Origin of the sequence: Micromonospora sp. WMMD714, assembly GCF_029581315.1 — a bacterium.
GTDB classification, from domain to species: domain Bacteria; phylum Actinomycetota; class Actinomycetes; order Mycobacteriales; family Micromonosporaceae; genus Micromonospora; species Micromonospora rifamycinica.
The window spans coordinates 6,240,664-6,260,484 of the sequence record NZ_CP120744.1; the positions used below are offsets into that span (position 1 = coordinate 6,240,664).

Below are 19,821 nucleotides of genomic sequence, written 5' to 3' on the forward strand. Positions count from 1 at the left end.
GTCATACTCCGATCTCGTCGCCGGGGACCGGAACACCCATCGGGGCCTCGGTCACCTCGTCCAGCTCGTCCAACAGGTGGCCCATCCGGTCCCGCTTGGTCCGCAGGTAGCGGACGTTCTCCGGGTGCGGCCGGACCGGCAGCCCCTCCCGGCCGGTGACGGTCAGCCCGTACCCCTCCAGCCCGGCCCGCTTGGCCGGGTTGTTGGTGAGCAGCCGCATCGACCGCACGCCCAGGTCGTAGAGGATCTGCGCGCCGGTGCCGTAGTCCCGGGCGTCGGCCGGCAGGCCCAGGTCGAGGTTCGCGTCCACGGTGTCGCGGCCCTGGTCCTGGAGCTGGTACGCCTGGAGCTTGTGCAGCAGGCCGATCCCCCGCCCCTCGTGCCCGCGCACGTAGAGCACCACGCCCCGCCCCTCCCGGGCGACCCGGGCCAGCGACGCCTGCAGCTGCGGCCCGCAGTCGCAGCGCAGCGAGCCGAAGACGTCCCCGGTGAGGCACTCGGAGTGCACCCGGACCAGCACGTCGTGACCGTCGCCCAGATCGCCGATGACCAGCGCGACGTGCTCGGCCGGGTCGTGTTCGGCCCGGTAGCCCAGCGCCCGGAACACCCCGTACGGGGTGGGCATCCGCGCCTCGGCCACCTGCTCCACCTGCTTCTCGTGCCGCCGCCGGTAGGCCACCAGGTCGGCGATGGTGACCAGGGTGAGCGCGTGCTCGGCGCAGAACTTCTCCAGGTCCGGCAGGCGCATCATGGTGCCGTCGTCGTTGACCAGCTCGCAGAGCACCCCGGCGGGACGCAGCCCGGCCAGCCGGGTCAGGTCGACTGCCGCCTCGGTGTGCCCGGGGCGGCGCAGCACCCCGCCGGAGCGGGCGCGCAGCGGCACCACGTGGCCGGGGCGGGCCAGGTCCGTCGGGTCGGTGCCGGGGTCGGCGAGCAGCCGGATGGTGTGCGCCCGGTCCGCGGCGGAGATCCCGGTGCTGACCCCCTCCCGGGCGTCCACGGTCACCGTGTACGCGGTGCCGCGCCGGTCCTGGTTGGTGTGGTGCATCGGCGGCAGGTCCAGCCGGTCGCACTCCGCCTCGGTCAGCGGGACGCAGACGTAGCCGGAGGTCCAGCGGACCATGAAGGCGAGCAGCTCCGGGGTGGCCAGCTCGGCGGCGAAGATCAGGTCGCCCTCGTTCTCCCGGTCCTCGTCGTCGACCACCACCACGGGACGGCCGGCGGCGATGTCCGCCACCGCCTCCTCGATCCGGGCGAAGGTGACCGCCTGGGTGCTCATGCCACGACCTCCGAGTAGGTGGACGGGATCGGTGTCGACGCCGCGCGGACGGTCCGCGAGCTGCGCCACCAGGCGGCGAAGCCCCAGACGCAGAGCGCGCCGTAGACCAGGTACATGACCGCCGAGGGGTAGAAGCCGCCGCGCAGCAGCAGCGGTACGCCCACCGCGTCCACGGCGATCCAGACCAGCCAGAACTCCACCCAGCCCCGGGCCATGCCGTAGGTGGCCAGCAGGCTGCCGGTGAGGATCCAGGCGTCCGGCAGCGGCCCCCACGAGCCGAGCGCGGCGAGCAGCGGGTAGGCCAGCGCGGTGCCGACGACGGCGGCGATCAGCAGGCCCAGCCGTTCCCGGCCGGTGGCCCAGCGGGGGGTGACCGCCGGCGCGTCCCCGCCCTGGCGGCGGTTGCGTGACCACCGCCACCAGCCGTAGACGCTGACCGCGAAGAAGAAGACCTGCCGGCCGGCCTGGCCGTAGAGGTCGTGTGCCTGCGGGGTGGCGAACACCCCGCCGAGGAAGACGGTGAACAGCAGCCCGTTGCCGATCATGCCGACCGGCCAGGCCCAGACCTGCCGGCGCAGCCCGAGCAGCGCCGAGGCCAGCCCGAAGCCGTTGCCGACGATCTCCCGGACCAGCACCGGGGCGCCGAGCAGGTGCACCTGGGCGTCGAGCAGCCAGCCGAGCGGCCCGGTCACCGGGCACCACCGTCGACCGACGGGGTCGCCGGACCACCGACGCCGTCGGCCAGCGCCGCGGCGGCCAGGCCCCCGACCGGGGCCGGATCGACCGGCGGGCGGGTGGTGAGGAGGCGTTCGACGTACTTGGCCAGCACGTCCACCTCCAGGTTGACCGGGGCGCCGACGTCCCGGACGCCGAGCGTGGTGAGCTTCAGGGTGGTCGGGATCAGCCCGACGGTGAACCAGTCGTCGCCGACCGCGGCCACGGTCAGCGACACCCCGTCGACGGTGATCGAGCCCTTCTCCACCACGTACCGGGCCAGCGCGGCGGGGAGCCGGAACCGCAGCGTCTCCCACTGCGCGGCCGGTTCCCGGGAGAGCACCTCGCCCACCCCGTCGACGTGCCCCTGCACCAGGTGCCCGCCGAGCCGGCTGTTCAGCGCGGCGGCCCGCTCCAGGTTGACCGGGTCGCCGGGGCGCAGCCCGCCGAGCGCGGAGCGCCGCAGGGTCTCGCCCATCACGTCGGCGGTGAACACCCCGCTGTCGACGTCGACCACGGTCAGACAGACCCCGTTGACCGCGATGGAGTCGCCGTGCCGGGCGTCCGAGGTGACCAGCGGGCCGCGGATCGCGACCAGCGCCGAGTCACCCCCGGTGTCGGCGATCCGGACGACCTCGCCCAACTCCTCGACGATGCCGGTGAACATCTCAGGCCTCCCTCTTCCGGGGCAGCGCGGTGATCCGCAGGTCGGAACCGACCCGGGTGACGTCGGTGATCTCCAGGTCGATGGCGTCGGCGATGGTCGTCACACCCGCGTCGACCAGTGCGGTCGGGCCGCCCCCGAGCAGCTTCGGGGCGACGTACCCGACGACCCGGTCGACCAGGCCGGCGGCGAGGAACGCGCCGGCCAGCCGGGGGCCGCCCTCCAGCAGCGCGGCCCGTACCCCGCGGTGATGCAGCTCGGCCAGCAGGGCCGGCAGGTCCACCCGGCCGTCCGGGCCGGCCCCGACCTCCGCGACGGTCGCGATCCAGGTCCGGGCGGCGCCGTCGCGGACCCGGGCGTCGACCGGGGTACGCCCCGCGCTGTCCACCACCACCCGCAGCGGCTGCCGGATGGCCAGGGTGCCGTCGCGCAGGTTGCGGGCGGTCAGCCGGGGATCGTCGGCGAGCACGGTGCCCACCCCGGCGACGACCGCGTCCACCGTGCCGCGCAGCGCGTGCACGTCCATCCGGGCCGCCTCGGAGGTGATCCACATGCTGCTGCCGTCGGCCGCCGCCGACCGGCCGTCGAGGGTCGCGGCGTACTTCCAGATCAGGTACGGCCAGCCGCGCCGCATCGAGGTCAGCCAGGCGACGTTGCCGGCCTCGGCCTCGTCGGCACGTACCCCGAACTCCACCCGGACCCCGGCGGCGCGCAGGGTGGCCGCACCCCCCGAGGCGACCGGGTTCGGGTCGGGCACGGCGACGACGACCCGGGCGATCCCGGCGCGGATCAGCGCGTGACTGCACGGGCCGGTGCGGCCGGTGTGGTCGCAGGGTTCCAGGGTGACCACCGCGGTCCCGCCCCGGGCCCGCTCGCCGGCCTGGGCGAGCGCGACGATCTCGGCGTGCGGCCCGCCGGTGTAGGCGTGGAAGCCCTCCCCGACGACGACCCCGTCCGCGTCGAGCAGCACGCATCCGACGACCGGGTTGGGGCTGGTGGTGCCGAGGCCCCGGGCGCCCAGCTCGATGGCACGGCGCATCGCCTCGTCCACGGAGACGCCGCCCATGCCCTGCCCTCTCGCTCGCCGGTCCGCGCGCGGGCGGTACGGGAGGAGCGGGGCAGGCGGCGACGGAACCGGGAACGGCAGGGCCGCCCCGGGCAGCCCACGCGCCGATGGAGCCGCGCAGGCCCGCCCCGCCCGCGCGCTGTCTCCCATCCGGACTGTCGGGGGTGCGGACGAACCGCTCCCCCACCGTCGGCCCCGGATTCTCACCAGGTCCACCGGGCGGCAGAGCCGTCCGGGTCGCGGGCTTACCACGTCGAGCGTGGATCACCGCCGGTTCGGAATTTCACCGAGCCCCGCCAGCGCGTGGTGGGTACATGCGAAGTCTTACACGTTCACCCGGTCGGTCCGCCACCTCCAGCGGGCTACTTCACACCCCGTCGGCGCGTCGCCGGTCCACCGCGACGTATGACCCCGGTTGGCTCTTGGCGACCGTTTTCATCTCGCTGGCCACGGCGATCGCGTCCAGGGGGTCGGTGAAGCGCTTCCTGGCGTCCGAGAGCGAGACGCCGATCGAGAGCGTGACCAGGGCCGCCCGCCGGATGTTGCCCCGACGGTCCTTCAGCTCGACGAAGCCGCGCTCCCGGTCGGCCGGGTCGTAGAGGGTGTCGGCGGACTTCTCGAAGTCGACCACGGCCCGGGAGGTCAGCGGACGGATCTGCTCGGGCGCGCAGACGATCACGAAGTCGTCGCCGCCGACGTGGCCGAGGAACGCCGGTGGCAGCCCGATCGCCACCACCGCCCGGTGCAGGCTGCGGGCCAGCGCCGAGATGAACTCGTCGCCCCGGACGAAGCCGTACCGGTCGTTGACGCTCTTGAACCGGTCGATGTCGATGTAGCCGACGGCGTAGTCGACGCCGCTGCGGACCCGGTCGCTGATCTCCCGGCGGATCCGGCTGTTGCCGGGCAGGCCGGTCAGCGGGGAGACCTCACGGAACTCCTTGTTGCGGCGCAGCGTGGAGCTGACCCGGGCCACCAGCTCGGCGGTGTCGAACGGCTTGACCAGGTAGTCGTCCGCGCCGGCGCTGAGCCCGTGCACCTTGTCCACGGTCATCCCCTTGGCGGTCAACATGATCACCGGCAGCGCCGAGGTGATCGGGTTGGCGCGCAGCCGCCGGGTCAGCTCCAGGCCGTCGATGCGCGGCATCATCAGGTCCACCACGGCCAGGTCCGGCCGGTGCCGCTCGATCATGTCGAGGGCCTCCTGGCCGTCCCCGGCGTGCAGCACCTCGAAGCCGTGCAGCCGCAGGTTGAACTCGACGAATCGGGCGATGTCCTCGTCGTCGTCGACGACCAGGATCACGTCGGGACGGTCGCCGGTGGGCTCCACCCTCAGGCCCCGACGGCGGCGCGCTCCGCGAGCCCGCGCAGCCGGCGGACCGCCTCGGCCGGATCGGCCGCCCCGTAGACGGCGGTGCCGGCGACGAAGGCGTCCGCGCCGGCCGACGCGGCCTGCTCGATGGTGTCGGCGGCGATCCCGCCGTCCACCTCGATGCGCAGCTCCAGGTGGCCGCTGTCGACGTGCCGGCGGGCCGCCCGCACCTTGTCCAGCAGCTGCGGGATGAACCGCTGGCCGCCGAAACCGGCCTTGATCGTCATGATCAGCAGGGTGTCGAAGCTGGGCAGCAGCTCCAGGTACGGCTCGATCGGGGTGTCCCGGTCGATGGCCAGCCCGGCCTTCGCCCCGGCCGAGCGGAGGTCCTTGGCGAGGGCGACCGGGTCGTCGCACGCCTCGGCGTGGAACGTCACGTTGTACGCGCCCGCGTCGGCGTAGCCGGGTGCCCACCGGCGCGGGTCGGTGATCATGAGGTGCACGTCGAACGGCAGCTGGGTGACCGCCCGGAGGCTCTGCACCACCGGCAGCCCGATGGTGAGGTTGGGAACGAAGTGGTTGTCCATCACGTCGACGTGCAACCAGTCCGCGGCGCCCTCGACGGCGCGGACTTCATCGGCGAGGCGGGCGAAATCGGCGGCGAGGATGCTGGGCGCGATGATCGACGGCGGTACGGTCACAGGGCAAGTGTACGAACGCGGCCACCCGCCGCGGACGGCACGGCACCATGGGCGACATCCCGTCATCCGGGAGTGACCCACGGTGTCCGAACCGGTCCCTCCAGATCGAATCGGGGACGATGGGCCGGTGACGACTGGCCGAACGGTCCCGGTACGACGACACTCCATCGGGGACGGTCACGTATGCTGCTCGCCCGGCGGCGGGCAAGGCCACGTGGGGCGCGGCGGCGGACCGTCGGCTCCCGGAAAGGGCGGACGATGCGACGGTGGCTCGGGGCGCTGGCGCTGGCCGGCGCGGTGACGGTGGCGCTCAGCGGCTGTGTGCCGCAGCACAGCGCCGACGGAGACCTGGTCGACGACTGGCCGGTGCTGCCGGTGGCCCAGGCGTTCGTGCCCGCCACCGACGCCTGCCTGCCCCGGATAACGCCGGTGGTGCAGGCCGGCACCTACGACACGGTGGACTGCGCGCGCAGCCACCTGGCCGAGGCCATCCACGTCGGCACCTTCACCGGCGCGGTGGTCCGGGGCGACCGGCCCGAGCCGGGTTCCGCCGCGCTGCGCCCCGCCCGCGCCGAGTGCGACCAACGGGCCCGGGACGTGCTCGGTGGTGACTGGCACTCGGCCCGGCTCACCATGAACATCGCACTCCCGGCGAACTCCGCGTGGAACAGCGGGGCCCGCTGGTTCCGTTGCGACCTCAGCGAGACCGACAGCATCGACAACACCCGGCCGGTGAACCGGGTCGGCAGCCTGCGGGGGGCGATGGTCGGCGACAACCCGCTCAGCCACCGGTGCTTCGACCCCAAGCTGATCGGCAACAACCTGAACTACATGGCACCGGTGCTCTGCTCCGAACCGCACCGCGCCGAGTTCGTCGGTGTCTACCTGGAGCGCAGCGACCTGAGCTGGGCCGAATTCAGTCGCACCAACCAGCGGGTGCACCGGCGCTGCATGGCGCTGATCGCCGGTTTCGCCGAGGTGCCCAACAACGGCGAACTGCCGTACCGGGCCGGGTCGATCTTCTACCCGCCGTCGCAACGGGAGTGGGAGGAGGGCGACCGGGGCATCCGCTGCTTCCTGTGGAGCGACGACCGGAAGCTGACCCGCTCGATGCGCGGCGCCGGCCCCAAGGGCCTCCCCGTCATCTGACCCACCCCACCCGCACTCCCCTCCCTTCCTCCCCTCACGCTCCCGCACCCCACCCCCGCTTCCCCTCACGCTCCCCCCATCCCGCCCCAGCGGGGTCGATCAAGAGGTTTGCGTCAGGAATGGGTTGATCAAGAGGTTTGCGTCAGAAATCGCGCGGCGGGGTGACCTGAACCTCTTGATCACCGAGGCGGGACGGCGGGTGGGGGGTGGGTGGGCGAGGGGTGGGGTGGGGGTTCAGTGGGTTCGGGGGGTCAGGTGGTGCGGCGGAGGAGGGCGAGGAACATGGCGTCGGTGCCGTGGCGGTGGGGCCAGAGCTGCACGGTGGGGCCGTCGCCCAGGCCGGGCATGCCGGCCGGGAGCAGCGGTCGGGCGTCGACGAAGTCCGCCGGCACACCGGCCCGGCGGGCGGCCTCGGTGACCGTCACGTGCGTCTCCACGGTGTGCGGGGAGCAGGTCACGTAGCCGACCAGACCACCCGGACGGGTCGCCCGCAGCGCGGCGGAGAGCAGTTCCCGCTGCAACCGGGTCAGCGGCGGCAGGTCCGACGGCTGTCGCCGCCAGCGCGACTCCGGACGGCGGCGCAGCGACCCCAGCCCGGTGCACGGGGCGTCGACCAGCACCCGGTCGAAGTGCCCCTCCGCGAGCTTCGGATCCGCCCCGACGGTGCGGCCGTCGGTGTGCAGAACGGTCACCGGCAACCCCCGGGTGGCCTGCTCGACCAGCCTGGCCCGGTGCTCCGCGACCTCCACCGCGGTCAGCCGGGCACCCCGCTGCGCGGCGAGCGCGCCGAGCAGCCCGGCCTTGCCGCCGGGGCCGGCGCACAGGTCCAGCCAGCGGCCGTCAGGGCCGTCGATCGGGGCCGCCGCCAGCGCGTTCGCCACCAACTGGGAGCCCTCGTCCTGCACGTGCGCCCGGCCGTCGGCCAGCACCGACAGCTCACCCGGGGCACCGCCGCGCAGATAGACCGCGTACGGGGAGAACGCGCCCGGGGCACCGCCGACCTCGTCGGCCACCTCGGCCGGGTCGGCCCGGCCGGGGCGGACGCACAGGTGCACCGGCGGACGCTCGTTGTTCTCGATCAGCAGGCGGGTCACCTCACCCAGGTCACCGCCGAGGGCGTCGGCGAAGGCCCGGACGATCCACTGCGGGTGGCTGTAGGTCACCGACAGGTGGCCGATCGGGTCGGCCGCCATGGTCGGGGCCAGCCTGGTCACCCAGGCGTCGCGATCCTGGCCGGCCACCTCGCGCAGCACCGCGTTGGCGAACCCGGTCGCGCCCTCACCGACCGTGCGGACCAGGTCGACAGTGGACGACACGGCGGCGTGGGCCGGCACCCGGGTGTGCAGCAGCTGGTAGGCCCCCAGCCGCAGCGCGTCGCGTACCGGCGGGTCGATCCGCTCGACGTCCCGGCCGGCCGCGGCGGTGAGGATGGTGTCCAGGGTGCCGAGCTGGCGCAGGGTGCCGTAGGTCAGCTCGGTGGCGAAGGCGGCGTCCCGCCCGGTCAGCCCCTGCTCGCGCAGGATCGTCGGTAGCACCAGGTTGGCGTACGCGTCGTCGCGGTGCACCGCCGCGACGGCCTGGTACGCGACGTGCCGGGGCAGGTCAACCGCCGGCCGGACCGGGCGGCCGGGTCGCCCGCCCCGCCCGTCGACGCCACCCCGGTCACCCCAGCCGCCCGCACGGGCGGGACGGTCGCCCCGGAAGCCGCCGGCGGGCCGGTCGGGACGCCGGTCGTCACCGCGCTGCTCGGGGCGCACGCCGTCGGCGGGTCGCCGGGTCGGCCCGGTCACGCGAGCTCCTCCCCGCCGCCGACCCGGACACCGCGCGCCCAGTCGCTCGCCGGCATGGCCTTCTTGCCCGCCGCGCGCACCTCACCGAGCTGCACCGGCACGGTCGCCGTACCGGCCAGCACGCGGGACTTCTCCACCAGCAGTTCTCCAGGCTTGAGTTGGGGGCCGTTGCCGACCGGTGTCACCGGGCCGAGCTTGACCCGGTCGCCGCGGAAGGTCGTCCACGGGCCGGGGGCCGGGGTGCAGGCGCGGATCCGGCGGTCCACCGCGAAGGCGGGGTCGGTCCAGCGCACCCGGGCGTCGTCCACGGTCAGCTTCGGGGCCAGCGAGACCCCGTCGGCGGGCTGCGGCTCGGCCCGCGCCGTCCCCGCCCCGATCGCGTCCAGGACGGCCACCAGCAGCCCGGCACCGGAGTGGGCGAGGCGCTCCAGCAGGTCGCCGGAGGTGTCGGTGGGCCGGATCTCGTCGGTCAGGGTGCCGTAGACCGGGCCGGTGTCCAGCCCCTGCTCCAGCTGGAAGACGCTGGCCCCGGTCAGCTCGTCGCCGTGCAGCACCGCGTGCTGCACGGGGGCGGCGCCCCGCCAGGCGGGCAGCAGCGAGAAGTGCAGGTTGACCCAGCCGAACCGGGGGATCTCCAGCGCCGCCGGGGGCACCAGCGCGCCGTACGCGACGACCGGCACGCAGTCGGGCGCCAGCGCGCCGAGCCGGTCGAGGAAGTCGGGCTCCCGGGGCCGGGCCGGGGTGAGCACCTCGACGCCGTGCTCGTCGGCCCAGGCGGCGACGGGCGAGCGGAGCACCCCCCGGCCCCGGCCGGCGGGCGCGTCGGGGCGGGTCACCACGGCCACCAGCTCGTGCCCGGAGGCGTGTACGGCGGCCAGGGCGGGGACGGCGACCGCCGGCGTGCCGGCGAAGATCAGGCGCATCGGCGGGTCACCGGCCCAGACCGAAGGGGTTGGTGGCGGAGTGCGGGCTGACCTTGACCGTCGGCGGGGCGGCCTCGTCGTACCAGTCGGCCTGGCGGATCGCCTTCATGGCCTCCTTGCGCCCGGCCGGGTCCAGCCGGTCGAGGAAGAGCACACCGTCGAGGTGGTCGGTCTCGTGCTGGACACAGCGGGCCATCAGCCCGGTGCCGACGATCTGCAACGGGTCGCCGTAGCCGTTGAAGCCCTTGGCGATGACGTTCTGCCGGCGCTTGGTGTCGAAGTAGAGCCCGGGAATCGACAGACAGCCCTCCGGGCCGTCCTGCTCCTCGGTGTCGGGGAACTCCAGGACCGGGTTGACCAGGTGGCCGAGCACGTCGTCCACCTCGAAGGTGAAGACCCGCAGGCCCACGCCGAGCTGCGGGGCGGCCAGCCCGGCACCGCCACGGTCGCGCATCGTGTCGGTGAGGTCGGCGACGAGCCTACGCAGCTCGACGTCGAAGTCGACGACCGGATCGGCCGGCGTGCGCAGCACCGGATCCCCGAACAGACGGATGGGCTGGACGGTCACGCGGGGTGGCTCCTTCGTTGGACGGCGTGGTGCCGTACCAGTCTACGGAGTGTCGCGGGCGGCACCGGCCGGCGTACCGCGATCTGCCGGGACCACGCCGTCGGCTCCGGAAACGGCGACGGTGAGCGGGGCGGATCAGGCGCTGGCGCCCGGTTCGCCGGCCAGCACCGCGTCCCCGCCGAGCAGCGCGTGTGCGGGCAGCGGGAGCCGGATGCCGTGGGCGGCCTCCCAGTCGTGCACGAGGCCGGGGCGGACCTCGGTGGTGAAGTAGTCGACCGCGCTGGTCTGCCCGACGACCGGCTCGTCCACCTCGGCGACCAGCTGCGCCGGCACCAGCGGGAACCCGTTGCGCAGGGCGGCGCTGAGCCGGCGGTGCCCGTCGACGACGAAGAAGTACTCCCCGGTGAAGCCGATCCGCAGCGGTTCGAGAGCCTCGTCACCGGCCGCGGCCAGCTCGCCGACGAACCCGGCGTCGTCGAGCCCGCGCAGGGTGGCGACGTCCTCGGTGGGGTAGACCCGGGCCGGGTCGAGCAGCAGCAGCGGCGGGGTGTCGCGCAGCACGTCGGCGCCGAGCCGGCCCTCGTACGCGTCGACGATGTGCATGATGACCTCGGCGGCGGAGGCCCGGGTGGTGTCGCAGACCAGGTCGTAGTTGCGCAGCCGGGCCTTGTCGACGCCGTAGCGGAGGATGAACCTGTTCCGCTCGCTCTCGCTGCGCTCGCGGAGCTTGGCCTCCGCCTCGGCCAGCGAGGTGTAGCTCTCGGCCGGGCCGGAGGGGCGCAGCAGCACCCGCCGGGCCGCCTCGGCCGGCTCGGTGATCATGTGCACCTTGAGCGCGTCGGTGAAGAAGTGCCAGGCCAGCCGGGAGTCCATCACCAGGGATTCGCCGGAGGCGGCGATGTCCCGCTGGAGCTGGTCGACGTAACCGTCGACGGCCTGGTCCAGCTCGGCGTGCAGGTTGAGCTGGAGGGCGGTCATCTGCCGCTCCTGCGCCATCTGCCGGTAGAGGTCACCGACGCTGACCCGGCGCAGGCCCAGCCGCTTGGCGATCTCGACGGAAACGGTGCTCTTGCCGCTGCCGAGGTCACCGTTGAAAACGATCGACTGACGAACGGTCACCACTGGCCCACCCTTGCTCACCGGCTGCTTGGCATCATCGATCTGGCGTCGGCTCGACGCGTTCCCGTCTTCGTCGCGCCATCCGTGCGCCCCGGGTATGACGGGCGATGCTATCACGCGGGTGTCTCCGGCCCACCGCACACAGGGTGCGACGGCAGGCTGGCCAAATGCTCGACGACGCTGACCGACGACTCAGAAAAGGCTGAGCGGATCGACCTGGAGGCGGACCGGCTCGGCGGCCCGGCGGGCGCTGCGCACCCCGGCGGCGACGTGCAGCGCCTCGGCCAGCGCGGCGGCCCGCGCCCGGGGCACCCGGACCAGCATCCGCTCCCGGTCCTGGTCGGCGGGGACCGGGCCGAGCACCTCCGCCCCGTCGGGCAGCCGGGCCTGGGCCAGCAGGTCGGCCACCGCGTCCGCGTCGCCGGTGACGCTGGCCATCTTCACCGCGGGCGGGAAGCCCAGTTCCCGGCGCTCCGCCAGCTCCCGGGCGGCGAACCAGCCCGGATCCCAGCGCAGCAGCGCCTGCACCGGGGCGAGCGCGCCGTCGGCGACCACCACCACCTTCCCCCCGGCCGGGGCGGGCCGGGCCAGGGCGGCGGCGGACAGCCACCGGCGCAGGGTCTCCTCACCGGCCCGCAGATCGGCCCGGGTGAGCAGCGCCCAGGAGTCCAGCAGCAGCACCGCGCCGTACCCCCCCTCGGCCACCGGCTCGGCCCCCGGGGTGGCGATGACCAGACCCGCGCCCGCCGGGACGTCGGTCAGCACCTCGTCGCGGCCCGACGTGCGTACCGGCACCCCGGGAAAGGCCCGGCCCAGCTCCTCGGCGGTTCGTCGGGCACCGGTGACCGCCGCCCGCAGCCGCCGCCCACCGCACTGCGGACAGGCGTACGCGGCGACCACCCGACCGCACCACCGGCAGGCCGGCGGCGCGTCGGCGGCCCGCAGCGCCAGCGGGCCGGCGCAGTGCGGGCAGCGGGCCGGGGTCCGGCAGTCGGCGCAGGAGACCGACGGCAGGTAGCCGCGGCGGGGCACCTGGACCAGCACCGGCGCGTCCGCGCGCAGGGTGTCCCGGGCGGTGGTCCAGGCCAGGCTGGGCAGCCGGGCGGTCGCGGCCCCCGGATCCCGGGCCAGTTGCGGGTCGTCCCCGGTCGGGGCGATCGCCGGGGTACGCGCCCGCAGGGTCGCCCGGTCCGCGACCACCTCACGGGCCCAGCCGGTCTCCACCAGGAGCTGCCCTTCGGCGGTCCGGGTCCACCCACCGACCAGCGCGGCGGCGTCGGCCAGCCGTGCCCGGGTGAGCAGCACCTCGCGGGCGTGCGGGTAGGGCGCGCGGGGCTCGGCGTGCAGGTCGTCCCCGTCGTCCCAGATCGCCACCAGGCCGAGCCGCGCCACCGGGGCGAACATGGCGGCCCGGGTGCCGATCACCACCGGCACGTCGCCCCGCCGGGCGGCCAGGAACGCCCGGTAGCGGCGGGCCGGGCCGAGCGCCGCCGAGAGGGTCGCGTGCCGGCCGGGGCCGAGCCGCGCGGTCAACGCCGCGTCGAGCCGGTCGAGGTCCCGGGCGTCGGCGACCACCACCACCGCGCCCCGCCCACCGGCGAGGGTGGCGGCGACCGCGTCGGCGTACCGGGCGGCCCAGTCCTCCCCGGCCAGCGCCGACCAGACGGCCCGGGGCATCCGGCCGTCGGCGAGCGCCGTCAGGTAGGCCGGACCGGCCGGATAGTCCCGCCACCCGCGCGGGTCGGTCACCACAGGACGCGGCGGCACCCCGGCGCCGTCACCCACACCGGGAGCGGCCGGATCGGCGGCAGACGCGGCGGCGGCAGGCGGACCGGCGGCGGCAACCGGACCGGCAGCACGCGGACCGGAGGCAGCCGGGTCGGCAGCAGCCGGACCGGAGGCAGCCGGACCGGCGGCGAGCGGACCGGAGGCAGCCGGGTCGGCGGCACGCGGACCGGAGGCAGCCGGGTCGGCGGACGGGGCCGGGGTGGCTCGGGGTTCCTTCTCGACCCGGGCGTGCCGGGGCGGGACGGCCAGCCGGAGCACGTCGGCGAGGTTGCCGGCGTACCGGTCGGCGACCGCCCGGGCCAGGCGGACCACCTCCGCGGCCAGCACCGGCTCGGCGGACACCACCTTCTCCAGGTACGCCAGCCGGCCGCCGTGGGTCGAGGCGTCGACGCGTTCCAGCAGCCAACCGTCGACCAGCTGACCGGCGAAGCGCACCTTGACCCGCACCCCGGGGACCGCGTCGGCGGCCAGCCCGGCGGGGACCAGGTAGTCGAAGGGCCGGTCGAGGTGGGGCAGCGGGACGTCCACACAAACCCGAGCGACCGGCGACCCGTCCGCGGGTCGCCGGTCGCTGGGCGTGGTGCCGGTCAGGCGCCCGCTACCGACTTCAGGTCGGCCGCCCGGTCGGTGCTCTCCCAGGTCAGGTCCGGCAGCTCCCGGCCGAAGTGGCCGTAGGCGGCGGTCTGCCGGTAGATCGGGCGGAGCAGGTCGAGATCCCGGATGATCGCGGCCGGCCGCAGGTCGAAGACCTCACCGACGGCCTTCTCGATCGCGGCCACCGGCACCGTCTCGGTGCCGAAGGTCTCGATGAAGAGGCTGACCGGGTGGGCCTTGCCGATCGCGTAGGCGACCTGCGCCTCGCAGCGCTCGGCCAGGCCGGCGGCGACCACGTTCTTGGCCACCCAGCGCATCGCGTACGCGGCGGAACGGTCCACCTTGGACGGGTCCTTGCCGGAGAACGCGCCGCCACCGTGCCGGGCGTACCCGCCGTAGGTGTCGACGATGATCTTCCGGCCGGTCAGCCCGGCGTCGCCCATCGGGCCACCGATCTCGAACCGGCCGGTCGGGTTGACCAGCAGCCGGTAGCCGTCGGTGTCCAGCCCGAGGTTCTCCAGCTCCGGAGCGATGACGTGGTCCCGCACGTCCGGGGTGAGCAGCGAGTCCAGCGAGATGTCCGCGGCGTGCTGGCTGGACACCACGACGGTGTTCAGCCGGACCGGGCGCAGCCCCTCGTACTCGATGGTGACCTGGGTCTTGCCGTCCGGCCGCAGGTACGGGATGGTCCCGTCCTTGCGCACGGCGGACAGCCGCAGGGCCAGCCGGTGCGCGAGCGCGATCGGCAGCGGCATCAGCTCCGGCGTCTCCGAGCAGGCGAAGCCGAACATCATGCCCTGGTCGCCGGCGCCCTGCGCGTCCAACGCGCTCTCCGACGCCCCGGTCCGCAGCTCGAAGGCGTTGTCGACGCCCTGGGCGATGTCGGGCGACTGGGCGCCGATGGAGACGCTGACGCCGCAGGAGGCGCCGTCGAAGCCCTTCTTCGACGAGTCGTACCCGATGCCCAGGATCGTCTCGCGGACGATGGTGGGGATGTCGGCGTACGCCTTGGTGGTCACCTCACCGGCGACGTGGACCTGACCGGTGGTGATCAGCGTCTCCACCGCTACCCGGCTGTGCGGGTCCTGGGTGAGCAGGGCGTCGAGGATACCGTCGCTGATCTGGTCGGCGATCTTGTCCGGGTGGCCTTCCGTGACCGATTCGGACGTGAAGAGGCGGCGTGTCACGGGACTCCTAAGCTCTTTTTGATAATCGTTGCGCAGCAGTCTAGTCATCACGGTGCGCCACCTTCGACCCCGGCGACCGGGCATCCACCGTTCAGGACCGGTCCGCCCACCGGGCGAGCACCAGGTCCCACACCCGGTCGGCCAGCTCCTCCTTGGGCTGTTCCGGCAGGTGGTGCACGGTGCCGTCCGCGCCGATCACGGTGGCCGCGTTGGTCTCGGCGCCGAAGACCTTGTCGACGCCGACCTCGTTGACGACCACCAGGTCGGCCCGTTTGCGGGCGAGTTTGGCCCGACCGTTGGCCTCGGCGGCGCCGGTCTCGGCGGCGAACACCACCAGCACCTGCCCCGGGCGGCGGAGTCGCCCCCACTCGGCGGCGATGTCCGGATTGGTGACCAGCTCGATGGTCGGCGCGCTGCCGTCGTCCGGCTTCTTGATTTTACCGGTCGCGTAGTGCGCCGGCCGGAAGTCGGCCGGTGCCGCCGCCATCACCAGCGCGTCGGCGTCCTCGGCAGCGGCCAGGGTGGCCGTGCGCAGCTCCCCGGTGCTGCCCACCCGCACCAGGTCGACTCCGGCCGGGGCGGCCAGCGACACGTTGGCGCTGATCAGCGTGACCCGGGCGCCCCGGGCGACGGCCGCGCGGGCGAACGCGTACCCCTGCTTGCCGGAGGAGCGGTTGCCGAGGAACCGGACCGGGTCGAGCGGTTCCCGGGTGCCGCCGGCGGTGACCACCAGGTGCCGACCGGCCAGGTCGGCCGGGGCGTCGACGCCCCGGGCGAGGGCGCGGCGGGCGACGGCGAAGATCTCGGCCGGGTCGGGCAGCCGCCCCTTGCCGCTGTCGGCGCCGGTGAGCCGGCCGACGGCGGGCTCGATCACCCGCACGCCCCGGCCGCGCAGGGTGGCGACGTTCGCGACGGTGGCGGGGTGCTCCCACATCTCGGTGTGCATCGCCGGGGCGAGCAGCACCGGACAGCGCGCGGTGAGCAGGATGTTGGTGAGCAGGTCGTCGGCGAGGCCGTGGGCGGTCCGGGCCAGCAGGTCGGCGGTGGCCGGCGCGACCACCACCAGGTCGGCCCGCTGGCCGAGCCGGACGTGCGGGACCTGGTGGACCTCGGACCAGACGTCGTCGGCGACCGGCTGGCCGGACAGCGCCGCCCAGGTCGGCGCTCCGACGAAGCGGAGCGCCGACGCGGTCGGCACGACCCGGACCCGGTGGCCCGACTCCGTGAAGAGCCGCAGCAGCTCACACGCCTTGTAGGCGGCGATGCCACCGCCGACTCCGAGCACGATCTCGGCGGACATCGGGGTACGGGGTACTACGGCTGGTCGGTCGGCTCGGCGGTGAGCAGGCCCGCGTTGATCTCGCGCATGGCGATGGAGAGCGGCTTCTCCTGCGGAGTGGTCTCCACGAGCGGGCCGACGTACTCGAGCAGGCCCTCGCCGAGCTGGCTGTAGTAGGCGTTGACCTGACGGGCGCGCTTGGCGGCGAAGATCACCAGCGCGTACTTCGAGGTGGTCTTCTCGAGCAGCTCGTCGATCGGCGGGTTGGTGATGCCCTCGGGGTTGGCGATGGATCCCACGAAATACCCTCTGCGTCTGAAGTGTCCGCGCGAACGCGGCTGGTCGCTCGGCCGCGGGGACGCGGCTGGTCGCTCGGCCGCGCGGAACGCGACCGGCCGGTCGACCGCGACACCGCGGCCGGACGGGAGCCAGATTAGGACGAACCGAGCAAGCCTACCAGCTCATCGGCGGCGCGCTCGGTGCGGTCGTGTCGGACGGTGTGCGCGGCGAGGGCCGCGACGGCCGGGTCCGGGTGGTGCCCGGGCGGCAGCAGCAGCACTAGGCGGACCCAGGACAGGGCCGTTCGGAGGGCGAGCGCACCGGGCAGGTCCAGCGGGAGCAGCACCGGCCGTCCCCGCGCCAGCCGGTCGACCAGCGGGGCGCGCGGGGTGCCCCGGCGGTACGGCCCGGCCCGGGACCACTCGAGCAGCTCGTCCGCGGCGATCATCCGATCGAACTCGGCAGGCTCCCGGAAGAGCCGGTCGACGCCGTCGGTCTCGCCGGGGCGACGTGCCCGGGTGGTCACCGGAACCGGCACCCACACGGAGGAGGAACGCGCCCGGACCGCCTCGACCACACCGCCCCGACCGGCACCCGAAGGTCCGGTCAGGACGGTGAGCCGCACCGCCGGGCACGTCTTGTCATCCGTGCTCACCGCTTGTTTCTACCTGCTGCGGCGATCAGTTGGCGGCGAACTCTCCAAGCAGCGCCTTACGCTGCTGCTCGCCCAGACCACGCAGACGGCGGCTGTCGGCGATCTTGAGCTTCTCCATGATCTGGGTGGCCCGGATCTTGCCGATACCCGGCATCGCCTGCAGCACGGCCGACACCTTGAGCTTGCCGACGACATCGTCGGACTCGGCTCGCGCAAGGACGGCGGCCAGGGTGGTCTTGCCCTGCTTGAGCTGCTCCTTCAGCTCAGCACGGGCCTTGCGGATCTCCGCGGCCTTTTCCAGCGCGGCAGCGCGCTGCTCGGGGGTCAGTGACGGGAGCGGCACCAGTTCTCCTCAGGTCCCTATCGCGACGGGCGGAACGCACCGACGCTCTGTGAAACGTGGTGTCGCTGGCAACCAAAGGGGTCCGTGGTTCCCAGCGCGGGGAAAACTAGCGTTCGCCGGAGTTTTCGGCAACGTGGACGCGCGATGATCAACGTAAAGTGACCGAGCCGTCAGTCAGTTTGCGGAAGCAAGAATCTGCCGGCAGTCGGCCGCCGCGCGGTCGGCGGCGGCCCGCAACGCGGTCGGGTCGGGGCCCGCGTTGAGCACCTCCCGGGAGTACGACGGCAGCACTGCGGAGAGGTTGGGGCCGAACACGGTGGGTAGATCGGCGGCCGTCGCACCCTGGGCGCCGAGCCCCGGCGCGAGCAGCGGACCGTTGACCGAGGACAGGTCGTGACCGGTGTCGCCGATGGTCGCGCCGACCACCAACCCGATGCTGCCGAGCGGGTCGGCACCCCTGTTGAGCTGGGAAATCTCATCGATAACAAGCTGTGCCACGGTGCGTCCACCGGAGGTGACCGCACGCTGCACCTGCGCCCCCTCGGGGTTGGAGGTGAGCGCTAACACGAACACCCCGCCACCGTGCGTGGTGGCGGCCTCGAACATCGGCGCCAGCGAACCTACTCCCAGGTAGGGGCTCGCGGTGAGCGCGTCGACATACAACGGGCTGGATGGATCAAGGTACGCGGAGGCGTACGCGGCGACGGTCGAACCGATGTCGCCGCGCTTGACGTCGAGCAGAACGAGCGCCCCGGCCTCGCGCAACTGTCGGATAGTTGACTCAAGAATCCCCACTCCGCGGCTCCCGAATCGCTCGAAGAAGGCCGACTGGGGCTTGATCACCGCAACCCGGTCACCGAGCGCTTCCGCGACGGTCCGGGCGAACCGCTCCAGCCCGTCGACGTCGTCCGGCAGGCCCCAGCGGGCCAGCAGCCCGGGGTGCGGATCGATGCCGACGCAGAGCGGTCCACGCTCCGCCATCGCCCGGTGCAGCCGGGTTCCGAAGGTCTCCATCGTTGCTCCTCTCGTGTCGTGTCCACCGGCCGCGACGACGGTCGCCGCCCCGGCTTGCGGATCCCCGCCCGCCCGGACCTCAGCCGGCCCCGACCGCGGCGGCGATCCCGGCCGTGATCCGGGCCACGTCCGCGTCCCCGGTCAGGTACGGCGGCATGGTGTACACCAGGTCCCGGAAGGGGCGCAGCCACACGCCCCGGGCCACCGCGGCGGCCGTCGCCGCCGCCACGTCCACCTCGCGGTCCAGCTGCACCACGCCGATCGCCCCCAGCACCCGGACGTCCGTCACCCACGGCGCCCCCCGCAGCGGCTCCAGACCGGCGCGCAGCCCCGCCCCCACCCGGGCCACCTCGGCGGCCCAGTCGCCGGCCCGCAGCAGCCCCAGGGAGGCGTTGGCGACCGCACAGGCCAGCGGGTTGCCCATGAACGTGGGACCGTGCGCGAGCACCCCGTCGCGGGCGATGCCCCGGGCCACCTCCGGGGTGCACAGCGCCGCCGCCAGGGTGAGGTAACCACCGGTCAGCGCCTTGCCGACGCAGAGCACGTCCGGACTCACCCCGGCGTGCTCGGCGGCGAACATCGTCCCGGTCCGGCCGAACCCGGTGGCGATCTCGTCGAAGATCAGCAGCACCCCGTGCGCGCGGGTCACCTCGCGCAGCACCCGCAGGTACCCCGGGTGGTGGAAGCGCATCCCGCCCGCGCCCTGCACCACCGGCTCCACGATCACCGCGGCCAGCTGGTCGGCGTGCCGGGCGACGGCGTCGGTCAGCGCCGTCACGTACCCCGGGTCGGGCGGGTCGGTGAAGCCGCCGGGCGGCACCGGGGCAAAGACCTGCCGGGGCAGCGCGTCCCCCCAGAGGTGGTGCATCCCGCCCTCGGGGTCGCACACGCTCATCGGATGGAAGGTGTCGCCGTGGTAGCCGCCCCGCCAGGTGCCCAGCCGGCGGCGCTCCGGCCGCCCGGTGGCCCGCTGGTACTGCAGGCACATCTTGATCGCCACCTCGACCGAGACCGAGCCCGAATCGGCCAGGAAGACGTGTTCCAGCCCGTCCGGGGCCAGCTCGACCAGGGTCCGGGCCAGCCGGACCGCCGGCTCGTGGGTGAGCCCGCCGAACATCACGTGACTCATCCGGCCCAGCTGGTCGGTGACCGCCGCGTCCAGCACCGGGTGCCGGTAGCCGTGGATCGCCGCCCACCAGGACGACATCCCGTCGACCAGTTCCCGGCCGTCGGCCAGCCGCAGCCGCACCCCCTCGGCGCTGTGCACCGGGTAGGGCGGGTGCGCCGGCGGCGACGTCGCATACGGGTGCCAGAGGTGCGCCCGGTCGGCGGCCAGCATCTCCTCGGGCGTCACGCGCGCTCCTCCGTACCCTCGACGGCCGCCACCCCGGCGGCCCCAC

General features: G+C 74.1%; 19 protein-coding genes and 1 riboswitch. Of the genes, 1 reads left to right on the forward strand and 18 read right to left on the reverse strand.

Annotated elements, in window-relative coordinates:
- Window position 1: 1 nt before the first annotated feature.
- The 6 genes from O7625_RS26570 to rpe form a co-directional block, all read right to left on the reverse strand.
- Window positions 2-1,279: a bifunctional 3,4-dihydroxy-2-butanone-4-phosphate synthase/GTP cyclohydrolase II gene (locus tag O7625_RS26570; RefSeq protein ID WP_282342516.1), complete on the reverse strand. Its 1,278-nt coding sequence runs from the start codon at window positions 1,277-1,279 to the stop codon at window positions 2-4.
- Window positions 1,276-1,971, reverse strand: coding sequence for a nicotinamide riboside transporter PnuC (gene pnuC / locus O7625_RS26575; protein ID WP_282342518.1), 696 nt, complete (start codon window positions 1,969-1,971; stop codon window positions 1,276-1,278). The genes O7625_RS26570 and pnuC overlap by 4 nt, the downstream gene beginning before the upstream one ends.
- The gene (locus O7625_RS26580; RefSeq protein WP_282342520.1) at window positions 1,968-2,660 is read right to left on the reverse strand and encodes a riboflavin synthase; all 693 of its coding nucleotides are present in this window, start codon (window positions 2,658-2,660) and stop codon (window positions 1,968-1,970) included. The genes pnuC and O7625_RS26580 overlap by 4 nt, the downstream gene beginning before the upstream one ends.
- Before the next feature lies 1 nt (window position 2,661).
- Window positions 2,662-3,723: a bifunctional diaminohydroxyphosphoribosylaminopyrimidine deaminase/5-amino-6-(5-phosphoribosylamino)uracil reductase RibD gene (gene ribD / locus O7625_RS26585; RefSeq protein ID WP_282266367.1), complete on the reverse strand. Its 1,062-nt coding sequence runs from the start codon at window positions 3,721-3,723 to the stop codon at window positions 2,662-2,664.
- Between the two features lie 134 nt (window positions 3,724-3,857).
- A riboswitch (FMN riboswitch) is annotated at window positions 3,858-4,028 on the reverse strand.
- A 62-nt stretch (window positions 4,029-4,090) separates the two neighbouring features.
- Window positions 4,091-5,050 (reverse strand): response regulator, encoded by a 960-nt coding sequence (locus tag O7625_RS26590; RefSeq protein WP_067305109.1) that lies wholly within the window; start codon window positions 5,048-5,050, stop codon window positions 4,091-4,093.
- Window positions 5,051-5,052: 2 nt separating this feature from the next.
- Window positions 5,053-5,733 carry a ribulose-phosphate 3-epimerase gene (gene rpe, locus O7625_RS26595; protein ID WP_067305107.1) on the reverse strand — a complete coding sequence of 227 codons (681 nt, stop codon included), beginning with the start codon at window positions 5,731-5,733 and terminating at the stop codon, window positions 5,053-5,055.
- Between the two features lie 258 nt (window positions 5,734-5,991).
- On the opposite strand from rpe, the gene O7625_RS26600 reads away from it, so the two are divergent.
- Window positions 5,992-6,882, forward strand: a complete 891-nt coding sequence (locus O7625_RS26600) for a septum formation family protein (RefSeq protein WP_282342524.1) — start codon at window positions 5,992-5,994, stop codon at window positions 6,880-6,882.
- Window positions 6,883-7,133: 251 nt separating this feature from the next.
- On the opposite strand, the gene O7625_RS26605 is transcribed toward O7625_RS26600, so the two are convergent.
- The 12 genes from O7625_RS26605 to O7625_RS26660 form a co-directional block, all read right to left on the reverse strand.
- Window positions 7,134-8,672 carry a transcription antitermination factor NusB gene (locus O7625_RS26605; RefSeq protein ID WP_282342525.1) on the reverse strand — a complete coding sequence of 513 codons (1,539 nt, stop codon included), beginning with the start codon at window positions 8,670-8,672 and terminating at the stop codon, window positions 7,134-7,136.
- Window positions 8,669-9,595, reverse strand: a complete 927-nt coding sequence (gene fmt / locus O7625_RS26610) for a methionyl-tRNA formyltransferase (protein WP_067309433.1) — start codon at window positions 9,593-9,595, stop codon at window positions 8,669-8,671. Before fmt ends, O7625_RS26605 begins: the two co-directional genes overlap by 4 nt.
- A gap of 7 nt (window positions 9,596-9,602) precedes the next feature.
- Entirely contained in the window at window positions 9,603-10,163 is a 561-nt protein-coding gene (gene def / locus O7625_RS26615; protein ID WP_067309436.1) for a peptide deformylase, read from the reverse strand.
- Window positions 10,164-10,298: 135 nt separating this feature from the next.
- Window positions 10,299-11,282, reverse strand: coding sequence for an AAA family ATPase (locus tag O7625_RS26620; RefSeq protein WP_282342528.1), 984 nt, complete (start codon window positions 11,280-11,282; stop codon window positions 10,299-10,301).
- A 192-nt stretch (window positions 11,283-11,474) separates the two neighbouring features.
- Window positions 11,475-13,598 (reverse strand): primosomal protein N', encoded by a 2,124-nt coding sequence (locus O7625_RS26625; protein WP_282342530.1) that lies wholly within the window; start codon window positions 13,596-13,598, stop codon window positions 11,475-11,477.
- 59 nt (window positions 13,599-13,657) lie between these two features.
- The gene (gene metK / locus O7625_RS26630) at window positions 13,658-14,851 is read right to left on the reverse strand and encodes a methionine adenosyltransferase (protein ID WP_067309439.1); all 1,194 of its coding nucleotides are present in this window, start codon (window positions 14,849-14,851) and stop codon (window positions 13,658-13,660) included.
- Window positions 14,852-14,942: 91 nt separating this feature from the next.
- On the reverse strand, window positions 14,943-16,151 hold the full coding sequence (coaBC, locus tag O7625_RS26635; RefSeq protein WP_282342532.1) for a bifunctional phosphopantothenoylcysteine decarboxylase/phosphopantothenate--cysteine ligase CoaBC: 1,209 nt from the start codon (window positions 16,149-16,151) through the stop codon (window positions 14,943-14,945).
- Window positions 16,152-16,165: 14 nt separating this feature from the next.
- Entirely contained in the window at window positions 16,166-16,429 is a 264-nt protein-coding gene (gene rpoZ / locus O7625_RS26640) for a DNA-directed RNA polymerase subunit omega (protein ID WP_007075826.1), read from the reverse strand.
- Window positions 16,430-16,563: 134 nt separating this feature from the next.
- A complete protein-coding gene (locus O7625_RS26645) occupies window positions 16,564-17,064 on the reverse strand; it encodes a guanylate kinase (RefSeq protein WP_282342534.1) in 501 nt (166 codons plus the stop codon).
- A gap of 25 nt (window positions 17,065-17,089) precedes the next feature.
- The gene (mihF, locus tag O7625_RS26650; protein WP_067309448.1) at window positions 17,090-17,407 is read right to left on the reverse strand and encodes an integration host factor, actinobacterial type; all 318 of its coding nucleotides are present in this window, start codon (window positions 17,405-17,407) and stop codon (window positions 17,090-17,092) included.
- A gap of 174 nt (window positions 17,408-17,581) precedes the next feature.
- On the reverse strand, window positions 17,582-18,421 hold the full coding sequence (gene pyrF, locus O7625_RS26655; protein ID WP_067309451.1) for an orotidine-5'-phosphate decarboxylase: 840 nt from the start codon (window positions 18,419-18,421) through the stop codon (window positions 17,582-17,584).
- A gap of 79 nt (window positions 18,422-18,500) precedes the next feature.
- Complete coding sequence (locus tag O7625_RS26660) at window positions 18,501-19,775, reverse strand: adenosylmethionine--8-amino-7-oxononanoate transaminase (protein WP_282342536.1); 1,275 nt, start codon at window positions 19,773-19,775, stop codon at window positions 18,501-18,503.
- Window positions 19,776-19,821 lie beyond the last annotated feature (46 nt).